Annotated in this window: 13 protein-coding genes and 1 pseudogene; 1 reads left to right on the forward strand and 13 read right to left on the reverse strand. The window is 25.9% G+C overall.

Annotated elements, in window-relative coordinates; genetic code table 11:
• Nucleotides 1-488, forward strand: a pseudogene (locus H9660_RS10860) (DUF1533 domain-containing protein); the annotation flags it as partial.
• A 185-nt stretch (nucleotides 489-673) separates the two neighbouring features.
• Here the strand turns inward: H9660_RS10860 and H9660_RS10865 are convergent.
• The 13 genes from H9660_RS10865 to H9660_RS10925 all read right to left on the reverse strand — a co-directional run bounded on the left by H9660_RS10865 (nucleotide 674) and on the right by H9660_RS10925 (nucleotide 12,631).
• A complete protein-coding gene (locus H9660_RS10865) occupies nucleotides 674-2,098 on the reverse strand; it encodes a lipopolysaccharide biosynthesis protein (protein WP_191750401.1) in 1,425 nt (474 codons plus the stop codon).
• Between the two features lie 14 nt (nucleotides 2,099-2,112).
• On the reverse strand, nucleotides 2,113-2,646 hold the full coding sequence (locus H9660_RS10870; protein ID WP_191750402.1) for a GNAT family N-acetyltransferase: 534 nt from the start codon (nucleotides 2,644-2,646) through the stop codon (nucleotides 2,113-2,115).
• A gap of 10 nt (nucleotides 2,647-2,656) precedes the next feature.
• Nucleotides 2,657-3,808, reverse strand: a complete 1,152-nt coding sequence (locus H9660_RS10875; protein WP_191750403.1) for an ATP-grasp domain-containing protein — start codon at nucleotides 3,806-3,808, stop codon at nucleotides 2,657-2,659.
• A complete protein-coding gene (locus H9660_RS10880) occupies nucleotides 3,805-4,806 on the reverse strand; it encodes a hypothetical protein (protein ID WP_191750404.1) in 1,002 nt (333 codons plus the stop codon). The genes H9660_RS10875 and H9660_RS10880 overlap by 4 nt, the downstream gene beginning before the upstream one ends.
• On the reverse strand, nucleotides 4,799-5,875 hold the full coding sequence (locus H9660_RS10885; RefSeq protein ID WP_191750405.1) for an N-acetylneuraminate synthase family protein: 1,077 nt from the start codon (nucleotides 5,873-5,875) through the stop codon (nucleotides 4,799-4,801). The genes H9660_RS10880 and H9660_RS10885 overlap by 8 nt, the downstream gene beginning before the upstream one ends.
• A gap of 18 nt (nucleotides 5,876-5,893) precedes the next feature.
• On the reverse strand, nucleotides 5,894-6,625 hold the full coding sequence (locus tag H9660_RS10890) for a cytidylyltransferase domain-containing protein (RefSeq protein WP_191750406.1): 732 nt from the start codon (nucleotides 6,623-6,625) through the stop codon (nucleotides 5,894-5,896).
• A 5-nt stretch (nucleotides 6,626-6,630) separates the two neighbouring features.
• On the reverse strand, nucleotides 6,631-7,698 hold the full coding sequence (locus tag H9660_RS10895) for a DegT/DnrJ/EryC1/StrS family aminotransferase (protein WP_191750407.1): 1,068 nt from the start codon (nucleotides 7,696-7,698) through the stop codon (nucleotides 6,631-6,633).
• Nucleotides 7,699-7,712: 14 nt separating this feature from the next.
• Nucleotides 7,713-8,903, reverse strand: coding sequence for a UDP-4-amino-4,6-dideoxy-N-acetyl-beta-L-altrosamine transaminase (gene pseC / locus H9660_RS10900; RefSeq protein WP_191750408.1), 1,191 nt, complete (start codon nucleotides 8,901-8,903; stop codon nucleotides 7,713-7,715).
• Between the two features lie 18 nt (nucleotides 8,904-8,921).
• Nucleotides 8,922-9,950: a UDP-N-acetylglucosamine 4,6-dehydratase (inverting) gene (gene pseB, locus H9660_RS10905; protein WP_191750409.1), complete on the reverse strand. Its 1,029-nt coding sequence runs from the start codon at nucleotides 9,948-9,950 to the stop codon at nucleotides 8,922-8,924.
• Nucleotides 9,940-10,488 (reverse strand): acyltransferase, encoded by a 549-nt coding sequence (locus tag H9660_RS10910; protein WP_191750410.1) that lies wholly within the window; start codon nucleotides 10,486-10,488, stop codon nucleotides 9,940-9,942. The genes pseB and H9660_RS10910 overlap by 11 nt, the downstream gene beginning before the upstream one ends.
• Nucleotides 10,489-10,604: 116 nt before the next feature.
• The gene (gene pssE, locus H9660_RS10915) at nucleotides 10,605-11,105 is read right to left on the reverse strand and encodes a PssE/Cps14G family polysaccharide biosynthesis glycosyltransferase (protein WP_191750411.1); all 501 of its coding nucleotides are present in this window, start codon (nucleotides 11,103-11,105) and stop codon (nucleotides 10,605-10,607) included.
• A complete protein-coding gene (gene pssD / locus H9660_RS10920; RefSeq protein WP_191750412.1) occupies nucleotides 11,102-11,551 on the reverse strand; it encodes a PssD/Cps14F family polysaccharide biosynthesis glycosyltransferase in 450 nt (149 codons plus the stop codon). Before pssD ends, pssE begins: the two co-directional genes overlap by 4 nt.
• A gap of 9 nt (nucleotides 11,552-11,560) precedes the next feature.
• Nucleotides 11,561-12,631 (reverse strand): O-antigen polymerase, encoded by a 1,071-nt coding sequence (locus tag H9660_RS10925; protein WP_191750413.1) that lies wholly within the window; start codon nucleotides 12,629-12,631, stop codon nucleotides 11,561-11,563.
• Nucleotides 12,632-13,041 lie beyond the last annotated feature (410 nt).

The following is a 13,041-nucleotide window of genomic DNA, read 5'->3' on the forward strand; positions in this document are numbered from 1 at the left end:
CAGTTACTATTGAGATTACTAATACTAAGAATACTTCTGCTAAAGACTTTAACTTTGTTCTAGATAGTATTGAAGTTATTAATGAAAAAACTACTGTTGAAATCATTGAACCTGGTAAGTATGAGCAAGATAACATTAATATTTCCTATAAAGGTTCTTGGAATAATCAAAATAGTCCTAGCTATTCTGGTGGTTCAGCTATGCTTTCTAATAAAATTGGTGACACTATTACATTCCAATTTAACGGTACTGGAATTAAACTATATTCCTATAAAGCATATATATGTGGTATTGCTAAAGTAACTATTGATAACGAAACTTACTCTATAGATACTTACTCTCCTTCGGCAATTGCTAAAGCATTAATTTTAGATAAAAATGATCTTGTCCCTGGCAATCATACAGTTACTATTGAGATTACTAATACTAAGAATACTTCTGCTAAAGACTTTAACTTTGTTCTAGATAGTATTGAAGTTTTAGAATAATGTAATCAAAATATCCTAGCAAAGCCTATTTAAGCTTCACTAGGATATTTTTATATAAATCTTTAATTTTCAATTATCTACCAATTTTAATATATTAATTATATCTATTTTAATTATTAAAGTAAAAATAGATAATCCTAGCAAACTTCTTGAAGTTACTGAGATTAATTCATTTAATTATTATTTTATATACTGTTCTTTATTAAATTAATATGACTTTTTATATTTTTCAATTCACCAATGTATAATACTATAGTCAATAAAATAGTACTAATGCTATAAATAATATAACTTACCCCCGTAATCATCATAACTGATATAAAAATAGAATATAAAATTATTCTTATATATAATCTAATAGCACTTGTAACATCGGATTTCCCCTTAGCTAATTTAATAAAAATATTATATTGCATAATTGAGTATATAGTATTTGTAATTAAGGTTCCTAAAGCTACACCTTTTACTCCTAATCCCAGTTTTACAAAAATAATATTGCATATTAAATTTACTAGTATTGACATCCCCTGCAAGTAAACTAAAAATTTTTGCTTTCTATTAGATACAATATAACAATTTGCAAAATAAGATAGAGTATTAACTATAACAGCAAGTAACAATAACATATATATTTCAATACTTCCCACATATTTATCAAGAAAAATATCTATAAAAGGCTTAAAAATAACTACTCCCACAGTAAAAAATATGGCACAAGCAATTTCTAATAATCTAGTATATCTATTTAATATTATCAATATATTTCTATTTTTTTCTTCATTGAAATTCTTAATTAATTTTGGATAAAGTAAGAATAGCATCGATGTTATAAATACTAATGTAGCACTTACCATATTATTAGCAAATGTGTAATATCCTAAATCAGCATCAGTAAAGTATTTTATTATAATCCATCTATCAATTGTTGTTAGTATATAAAATCCTAAATTATATATCAAAAGAGGGATACCAATAGAAATTAAATTCTTTAAAATTCTCTTTTCTATTTTAAGTTTAATATTTCTTGATTTAACTATACCAAGAATTAAAATAATTATCCCACATATCAACATTGAAATTAATACACCATAAATTTTAAAATCATTTATAAGTATAAAAGTTAATATAAATGATATTATATTATATATAACTTCTACTAAATTTATCATATTATAATTATCTATTAGTCTAAAATAATTAGTAAAATAGTTTTTAAATTGCTCAAATATAGCAATAATAAATATCAATGCTAAATATATACCAAAGGTATTTCTATATATTAAAATAGACAATATACTTAGAATAATAAATAATATGGAAATAATGAATAAAGAAGTAAAAGTAGTATTGAGAACTCGTTCACCTTTGTCAATAGATTTCTCCTCTTCTAATACATACTCTCTGTTCATTGAATAAATTATTCCTAAATTAGCATATGAAGTATAACCTAATACCAAAGTTAAATTTCCTAATATCCCCAACAATTCAGGTCCTAAAAACTTTGCATTAATTAGCCCCTTTAAAAAAGCAAAAGCCAATGCTAAGTATTTAATTAATGAATACTGAAAAATACGTGCTAATTTATTCCCTTTTAAATTTTTAAATTTCATAACTTTAATATTCCTTATTGCTTAAAATTTTCTTTAAAAATTGCTAATAATATCTCATCGTAGTACTTTCCATTTCTATAAATCTCTTTTATCAATCTACCTTCTACATTAAATCCAGATTTTATATAGGTATTTATAGCTCTTTCATTATATTCATAAACAGTAAGTTTAACTTTATTAATATTTAATTCAAAGAATATAAATTTAAGCAACACATTTATTGCATCAGTACCATATCCCTTACCCCAATCATCTTTGCTACCTATTTTTATCCCGATTACGCAATTACTATTTTTATAGTCTATATTTACAATACTACAATTACCAATATATTTTTCTTCTTCGATTGATTCAATAGCAAAATCAATTCTATTATCATTTAATTTACTTCTGTTTCTAATAGATTGCTCCTCTGCTTCTTTACTGATTGGAATAATAGCTTGTTTTGTTAGCATTGTGGCTATATCATAATCATTTATAAAACTAGTCGCAATCTTTATATCTTCTTCTCTAAATTCTCTTAAAACTACTTTTTTTCCAAAATACATATAATCTCTCCTAATCAAATATACCTAGAATCTTATCTATATCTTCTTTATTATTAGATTTTAGTATAATATGCCCATATCTATCAAAAGAGCTTTCTAATTTATTAGTGATATTATTTTCATTCATTTTAAAATCAACTACCATATTACTAGATAATATAGAATCTTTATTTAACTTATATTTTTCATAATTATTTTTAGTTATAAATTGTATTGCAGAATAGTTATTACTTATATTTCTAACATCTATCGGTTTTCCTTCAGCTATTAATATAATATTTTTTAACATATCTACATTAGTTGCTAATGGTACTAAATCTGATGTAATATAATCTCCACCTAACCTAGGACCTACCTCTATAATATAAGCTTGAGAATCTCTTAATTTGACTTCCACATGAGCAGCACTATTATCTAACGAAATTGATTTAATAGCTTTTTTTACTGTTTCTTCTATAATATTCTTTTCACTTAAATCTATATTTGCTGGAATCCTATGCCTAGATTCAACAAAGTAAGGATAACCGTCCACAGTTTTTTCTGTAATAGCAATTATATTTATTTCTTCATTTTGTATTAAACATTCAACGCTAAATTCTTTTCCATCAATATATTCTTCTATTATAACCTTTCCACTTTTGCTATAATTTAAAGATTTATAATAATAATAATAAAGCTCTTCATAATTATTTATTTTAGTTACTCCTCTGCTAGCTGAAGAGTCAACTGGTTTAATAATCACTGGAAATTTTAATTCACTATTAAAATTTCTAATATCCTCATCTTTCTCTATAATATAGTACAATGGGCACGGTAAATTATTCTCTTTCAGCTTTTCTCTTAATAAGTACTTATCTGTTGATATAATTGCAGAGTCTAAGCAAGGTCCAATAACTTTTTGCTTTTCACATACATATGCAACTGATCTAACCGGATAATCTGAAGTAGTTATAATAGAATTACAGTTATATTCAATAAATGCTTCAAGAACTTTTTCTTTATCAATGGTACTTACAACTATCTTTTTGGTAGCATATTTAAACCCTTCAGCTTCAGGATTATAATCTACAACATAACTTTCAATTCCCATCTCAGTACACTTTTTTATTATTGGAATCTGAAATTCTCCAGCCCCTAAAATCATCATTCTACTTTTTTTCAATAAACCTCATCCCTATCATTTATAAACTTTAATATTTCCCTTACAATTCTTTTTTTGCCATATTCATCTATATAGCCCTCTTCAACTGTAAAACCTTTAGCATCATCTAGTTTTTTAACTAGATTAAATTCATTGAATTCTAGTTTTTCATTAATCATTCCAGCATAAATTATCCTATTTTTATTCCTTAGAAATTTTACTTCCTCTATCTGATTGTCGGCTTGAACATATACAACTGGAACCGTATTAAGATATAAGCACTCATGTAACGTCACACCACCTGAGATAATAGCTATTTTACTTTCTGATATTATTGGAGCTATATCATAGCAATTTTCTATATATTTATATCCATATTCACAACACTTCATTTTAATAGAATTTATTTGTTTAAAATATGGACCAATAATCACATTTACTTTATAATTATTTCTAATTATCCATTCATAAATGTAATCTAATATTAATTCCGTTTTACTATATATATCACTACCACCTAAAGTTACAGTAATATAATTATTATTACTTAAAAATTTATTTTTTACATTTATAACATTATTCTTTAGTAAGATGTATTTATTACCAACTAACTTTATGCAATCTGCATCACAAATAAAATCATCCTCTGTAAAGCATAGATTAGGACTAATCAATATATCACAATATTTATAATTACCTTTAAAATCAATTATAGAAAATAAATTTTTATTTAAACTTTTTATATATTCATAGTCACTTTCAATTAAATCATATGAATCCGTAAATATATATTTAAAGTTAATGTATTTCATATTTTCTAATAATTCCTTTTTAGAGTTGAAGAATTTGAAGGAAATACTATTTTCTAAATAATATTTCCTTAACTCTTCATTAATTATAGACCAAAACTCAATATCTATATACTTTTCTAATTCCTTTGCAATAGGCATACATCTACTTATATGTCCCATCCCTATATCTTTACTTCCATTTACTAAAAAAACTATCTTATTATTCATATAAGACATCATTCCATGTTATTCCTATTCCATCCTCTAAATCTTTATTAACTTTCTTTCCAATTATTACATCTAAAAATTTAGGTTCTAATCCTGGTTTAATATTTCTTTCCGCTCTTAATACTTCTATATTATCTTTACAGATTATGTCACCTTTTTTCATATCTTTTACTGTTATTATACTTCTTCTATCACATGAGTATAATATTTCCTCTTCCTTTTGTATTTTTTTTACACTACTACCTAGTATAGTTCTGTAGTTCGGAACAGAAATAATATAGCTTTCTTTCTCTTGTTCTGACATTTTCTCTACTTTTCTTATATTACTTACCATGGTTTTCAATTCATTAGGCTCTAATGCAAATTTATGATCAGCTCCATTTAAAGTTCTACTTAGAGTGAAATGTTTTTCAATAACTGTTGCCCCTAAAGCAACTGCTAAACTTGGAACATAGTTATAGTCCATAGTATGATCAGATAAGCCGACTTCTTTATTAAAAGCACTTTTTAAAGTTCTAATAATATTTAAATTACACTGATCTATACTTGCAGGATATGAAGTTATACAATGTAATATAACAAAATCATCATGATATTTACTTATAGTTTCTACAGCTAATTCAATATCACTTAATTTGCTAATTCCAGTAGAAAAAATAATTTTCTTATTTAATTTCGCACATTCCTCAAATAATTGAACATAATTTAATTCTGGAGACGCTATTTTTATTGCCTTAATATCGTACTTTTTTATTTGATTTATTAATTCCAAATCAAAAATACTAAATAAAAAATCAATATTCTTTTCTTTACAGTATTCATTTAACTTAGGAATCCAATCTAAAGGTACCTCCATGCTTTTTAAAAAATCATATAGCTCCAACTCACTACCCATAAACTCTATTTTCCCTGATTTTTTATGATATAATTTGCTAGCTTTAAATATTTGAAACTTTACTGCATCAGCACCAGCTTCGACAGCAATATCTATTAATTTTAAAGCTTGTTCATAATTTCCATCATGGTTTGAACCTGCTTCTGCTATAATATAAGTTTTTTTAATACTCATATAAACTCCTCTATTCTTTTATAAATAATCTTTATACGTTTTTTGTTTTATTTTATTATTTATAAACAATAATTCATTATTATTATCTATAAAACCTATTACCTTTGAAATATCAATTAAAAAATCATTGTTAAATTCACTATATATCTCTTTTATTAATGTAAAGTCTTCTTCAGTATCTAATGTAAATCTATAATCTGGTCTATTTAGAATTCCTTCAGCCTTAATAAATACATTATTAAATTCACTATTATCTAGAAAATATGAAATTACATGTTCTCTTTGATAATCTTCCTTTGCTTCTTTATAAGCCTTTTCTAGTGCTTTAAAGGTAAAACCTTCTGAAGTAACCCCAATTGGCATATCTTCTTTTATAATATAATCACAATTAGAGTTAACTGCTTCTCTTACTATATCTGAAATTGTATAATAATCAACAATAGGGCAATCACATGTTACTCTTACTATAAAATCCGCATTGAATTTTAATGCACATTTATAATATCTTTCTAGTACATCTAATTCACTACCTTTATAATATTTATATTTTTTTTCAATCAAATACTTTTCTAGCTCAATATCTTTATCACCATCTGGTATTGCAAAAATAATTTCATCTAATACATCTAGTGACTTTTCCACTCTTTCATATACTATATCCAAAATTGTTTTTTCATTTATTTTCTTTAAAACTTTATTTGGTAGCCTACTTGAGCCTAATCTCGCCTGAATTATACACACTTTCTTCATTATTATTAACTCCTTAATATATTCTTTAATGTATCACATATATATATTAAATCACTTTTGCTTAATCCAGGATAAACAGGAATACTTAATAATTTTTTCTGTGCTCTTTCAGAGTTAACAAAATTACTATTATCCAAACCTAAGACATTATGTAAGGCTGGAAATACACCTCTCCCAAATTGAATACCCTTTTTTATCCCTTCATTAACTATATACTCTGAAGTCATTTCATTATTAATTTCTATAATATATCTAAAATAAATATTATTTTTATTTATATCAGGTATATTAATATACTTAATATCTCTTAACTCCATATTAAGTATATCTGCATTTTTTCTTCTTATTGAAATAAATTTTTCTAATTGATCAATTTGTGACGCTGCTAAAACCGCGTTAATATCTCCCATTACGTAATTGTATGTTTGTTTGTATTGTAAACTATACATCCCATCATAATCCAAAATATCACAAATATTTTTTTCATACTTTTGATTATTAGACCATATAATTCCACCTACATCAGCTGAAATTACTTTAGTTCTATGAAAAGAAGAAACCGTTATATCACCTTTTGTACCAATTAGACTACTATCACTAAACCTAGCTCCTACTGATAATGTTATATCCTCTATAATTGGTATCCCTATATTTTTAATTTCTTCTATTTCACATGCAACTCCAAACATATGTGGAATAATTAACGCTTTTGTTTTGCTAGTTATTTTTTTCTTTATATCATTTAATTTAATATTATAATCCATTTTATTTACATCATATTTACAATCAACTAATATAACATTTGCACCTACATATTTTATTGCATTTAAAATAGCTACACATGTGTGCGTTGTACATATAACTTCATCATTTTTTTTAACTCCAATAGCCATTAAAGCAATGTGAAGAGCGGATGAACCACTATTTACTGGATAGCAATTATTAATTTGAAAAATTTGCTTTATCTTATTTTTCAATTCTCTTATAGGATCCATATTATTATAATCTTCTAAAAAATTATTAACTTTTTCTTTATCATGCTCAGTTAAAAATGAGTTTACTAGTTTAATCATAGATTTATCTCCATTTAAATTTTATAATTATTAATTACTTTTTTGATTGCAGATATAACATCTTCTACATCTCTATCAGTCATTGCTGGAAATAGTGGAATAGTAATCATTCTATTGTAGATATCTTCTGCTGCAGGACATAAACCTTTTTCATATCCTAGTTTAGTATAGTATGGATGTAAATAAACAGGTAAATAATGTACATTTACTCCTATATTTTCTTTTTGCAGAGCTTCAAATACTTCTTTTCTTCCAACTTTTAATTTATCTAAGTTTAATGTTATTACATAGATATGCCATCCTGAATTTGAAAATTCTTCTTCAAAAGGAATATTTATTTCCTCTAACTTTTTAAATGCTTCATTATATAAAGCAACTATTTCTCTTCTTCTTTTTATAAATGAATCTATTTTATCCATTTGACTTATGCCTAAAGCACATTGTAAGTCAGTTAGCCTATAATTGTACCCTAAATCAATTTGTTCATAATACCATGGTCCATGATAGTCACTCATTAAATTTTTATTCCTTGTAATACCGTGACTTCTAAATAAAATCATTTTTTCATATAAATCTTTATCATTTGTAACAATTATTCCGCCCTCTGCAGTTGTTACAGGTTTTACAGGATGAAAACTAAACTCAGTCATATGAGCTTTAGTTCCTATTTTTCTATTTTTGTATTCTCCTCCTAAAGCATGCGCAGCATCTTCAATAACAATTAAATTATATTTTTCTGCAATTTCTAATATTTTATCCATATCTACAGCTTGACCAGAAAAATCTACTGGTATTATAGCTTTAGTCTTCTCTGTTATTTTATCTTCTATTTTATTTACATCTATATTATATGTTTTAGGATCTATATCTACAAATATAGGAGTCCCTCCACAATACAAAACACAGTTTGAAGATGCTGCAAATGTTATTGCTGGAACCAACACTTCATCTCCAGGCCCAATTCCAGCAGCATGACAAGCCATATGTAATGCTGCTGTTCCATTTGAAACAGCAACTCCGTATTTAGCTCCTACATAGTTAGCAACTTTATTTTCAAATTCACTTACCGTTGGCCCTGTAGTTAAATAGTCCCCTTTTAAAAGTTCAACTACAACTTCTATGTCCTTATTATCTATATATTGTCTTCCATAAGCTAAATAAGTATCTCTTACAGGCGAACCACCATCTATGGCTAGTTTACTCATATTTATTCCTCCTAAACCCTATTTATTATATTTAATATAATCATATAAACCCAATTTTTTCATTTCTTCTCTTAATTGTTCAACTGTTAACCATTCTGTATTTGCACCTGAATCATATTCAAAACCAAATTTAATTAATTCTCCACCTGGAGTAAAATGACTATCAAAATGCCACCAATCAAAATGTGGATATACTATATAATGTTTTTCATATTCATATGTTGTTCTTGAGTCATCTTTTGTTACCATTACTTCATGTAACTTTTCCCCTTCTCTAATTCCAACTTCCTTCATTTCCACATCATCTAACATAGCTTTTGCTAGGTCTGTAATTTTAAATGATGGTATTTTAGAAATATAAGTTTCTCCACCTTTAGATTCTTCTAATGCTTTAAATACTAAATCTACACCTTCGTCTAATGTAATCCAAAATCTAGTCATATTAAAATCTGTTATAGGTAATTCCTTTTTTCCTGCTTCTATTATTGATTTAAAGAAAGGAATAACTGACCCTCTACTTCCAGCTACATTACCATATCTAACTACTGAAAATATAGTCCCCTTTCCCCCTGAATAAGCATTAGCTGAAATAAATAACTTATCTGAAACCAATTTAGTTCCACCATATAGATTTATTGGATTAACTGCTTTATCAGTTGATAAAGCTACACATTTTTTAACTCCTTTATCTATACATGCATCTACTATGTATTGTGCTCCATTTATATTTGTCTTAATAGCTTCAAAAGGATTGTACTCACAAGCTGGAACCTGCTTCATAGCTGCAGCATGTATAACATAATCAACTCCATCAAAAGCTCTATATAATCTATCTTTATCTCTTATATCCCCTATAAAAAATCTAAGCTTGTCTATCTTTTCAGGAAACTTAAGCATAAATTCTTTCTTCATTAAATCTTGTTTAAATTCATCTCTAGAATAAATTATAATCTTCTTTGGATTATATTCACTTAATATTCTTTCTGTAAATTTCTTTCCAAAAGATCCTGTTCCACCTGTTATTAAAATCGTCTTATTATTTAACATCTCTCCACTCTCCATCAATAAATTTTTTTATTATTTTAGCAGGTACACCAGCAACTAGCGAGTAATCTGGTACACTCCTTGTTACAATACTACCTGCAGCTACAACTGAATTTTTTCCTATTATTGTACCTTTTAATATTACTGAATTTACACCTATCCATGATCCGGTCTTTATAATTATACTATCAGACTCTCCACCTTGAAATATAATAGGAGTTTCTATATTCTTATATAGATGATTATTGGTTGTAATAAATACATTAGGTGCTATTAATACATCGTCTTCTACTATTATCTTTACATCCGAATCATTTGAATTACAGTGAATCTGGGTTCCTGAACGTATAACAACATTTTTACCTAATTTAACATTTTTAGTACCAACTATAGTGGAATAAGGTCTTATCTCAACTGATTCATGAAATTCTCCTATCTTTTTTCTTATTAGTTTATGACTCCATTTAAACCTAAGCATCCAATGTGTCCAAAATATATCTGGTCCTATTCGATCTTCTTTTATACTTTTAAATAAGTTCAAATAATCACATCCATTCATATTTTTTATAATCTAACAAGTCAGCTTTTAACCTTATCTATGCTTTCTTGAAGTAACTTATTTGTTTATTATATATTTTGTTCGCTCCATTTAATAATCTAAGATTTAGCTTTTATATGCTTCATATATCCCATCAATTTGTTAATAAATTCCTTTTTATTATTAGAATTAGAAATATCAAAATCTTTAGTAAGATTATCATACTCTAAAATTTTCTTTTTTAAATCTTTTATATCATAAACAGCTATAATCTTTTTCTTCTTTTCCATGTATTCACAAAATTTTATTTGGTGGTTATCTACATGCTCACCATAATCAGGATTTCTTGGAACAACTATGGGAACTTTTCCCCTACTAATAGCAGAGAAAATTGAGGCTGGTCCGCCATGAGTTATAATAATGTTAGCTTCATTGTACAAACAATCCATTTCTTTATATGTATACATCTTTTCACCATGTAAATTCTTCAACTCATATTTAGAATATCCAATCTGCACATGAATTTTATCAGCTAAATACCTATCTTGCGCAATTTCATCAATTTCTTTAAGAAGTCTATCAAATTGGTCTTCATGAGTTCCTACAGTTACAAATATCAAAATATCCCCCCCCAACACTCTGCTTTTGGATACATATTTTTTTGTTCTTCCCACTGCACTATGAACTTATCTGCTATTGGATATATACATTTCCCAGTAATTGTTGCCTTTTCTATTCTATCATAAACTTCTATATATATTAATTTTGCTCCAAATAATTTTCCTACATAAAAAAATGGAATTGCTGGAGCTGCTCCACTAGACACTATTAAGTTTGGTCTTTCCTTATATAAGAGTTTAATTGCTAAAAAGGTATTTTTAATAAGATTCTTTATATTTCGATTTGTTGGATAATAACAATAATATAACTTTTCATTAACCAATGCCGAATTAGCATCTTCCTTATCAAAAGTAACCCAAAATCTTTCCTCATTTTCAAATGCTTCTTTTATTTCAATTAAATGTGCTAAATGACCTCCACTCGATCCAACTAAACATACTTTCATCTCTTTCACCTACTTACTTATATTTTTTCTTATTGATATTGATGTTAAATATATTAGTATTATTCCAATTGGGTAAAAAATGAGATTGTGAAAACTCCCAACTATTAATAAAATTTTTCCTTGCCATGTCAGCTTATACTTACCAATTGATAATAAAATATATAAAAACACTATTCCTATTATTCCAAAGTCACATAAAATTGATATTATATCTTGGTGAATAGGTACTTTAACACCTTTATTGCTATCAATTATATTATAACTAGCTCCCGGTCCTAACCCTACTATATAACTAATTTTATCGTTATTCATTTTATCAAATACTTTCATTATAAATCCAAATCTTGTTTCATTACTCTGATTGGCATTCTCTCTTATTTTATAATTAGTAATATTAATTTCAGAAAAACTAAAGATTAATACGAGTAAAATAATTGATAAAACTGAAATAATCCACTTAATTATCAATTTGTTATTTTTCACCCTCATTCCCATAATAAATTTTGCTACTATAAATATAATTGCAGCTATAAGAGTAGACCTACTTCCTGTAGTAAAAATTGCAAATACCCCTAATCCACATAATACTTTCTCAAAAATTTTACATTTTCCAGCATATAAAAAATATACAATTGCAATTAAAATTATAAGTGAATATATCGTTGGACTAGTTCTTAAAAACCCCGTACTTCTATCTATATTCATAAAAAAATCATATGTACTAAATAAAGTTCCTAGTATTATTGTAGCTATAAAATATTTTCTTAAGTTAATTTCTTCTATTTCCAAAAGAAATAAAGAAATTAAAATAACCAATATATACCTAATCAATTCCTTAATATCTCCACCTAAGAAAGTGTAATTTATTATCATACCCAATATAATTAAGTATACAACAGATAATTTCTTTATACTAAAAACTTTTATTCTATAAAAAGCATACCACCCTATAGATAAAGCTATCATTGGAAAAATTATATTGTTGTATTCTCCTGTTCTTGCATAACTAGGTAAGTATATTCTGTCTATCATTATTATAAATAAAAATAACTTTAGTAAAAATTCTTTTCTATCTTTCATAACTCCCCCACATGATTTAATTGGCTTTTTTAGTTGTATTGTCATTAATCTTCTTAACCTTAGGAAATGTACTAAGACCTCAAGAAATACTATATTTTAATAAAAGTACAGAATAACAATAGTCAAAATAGATATTTGATTCATTCATTATCACCATACTAAAGTATATAAGTTTAATTTCAATAAATAAGCTAGTCACAAACATTAACTTCCAAATACAAAAGTAATTTAATTTCAATATGCTAAAGAATTAAATAAAACTATTTGCTATCAATACTTAATTGTAGTTATAAATTTTCATTATTGATTTCACCTATAGCAAAGCTGTTATAAAATCAATCTCTATTAAATCTCTTCCATAATATATTTAGTCATATCCTAAGTATCATGTTTTATGGCATATTTTAATT

The sequence above is a fragment of the Clostridium gallinarum genome (genome assembly GCF_014836325.1).
Taxonomy (GTDB): Bacteria; Bacillota; Clostridia; order Clostridiales; family Clostridiaceae; genus Clostridium; species Clostridium gallinarum.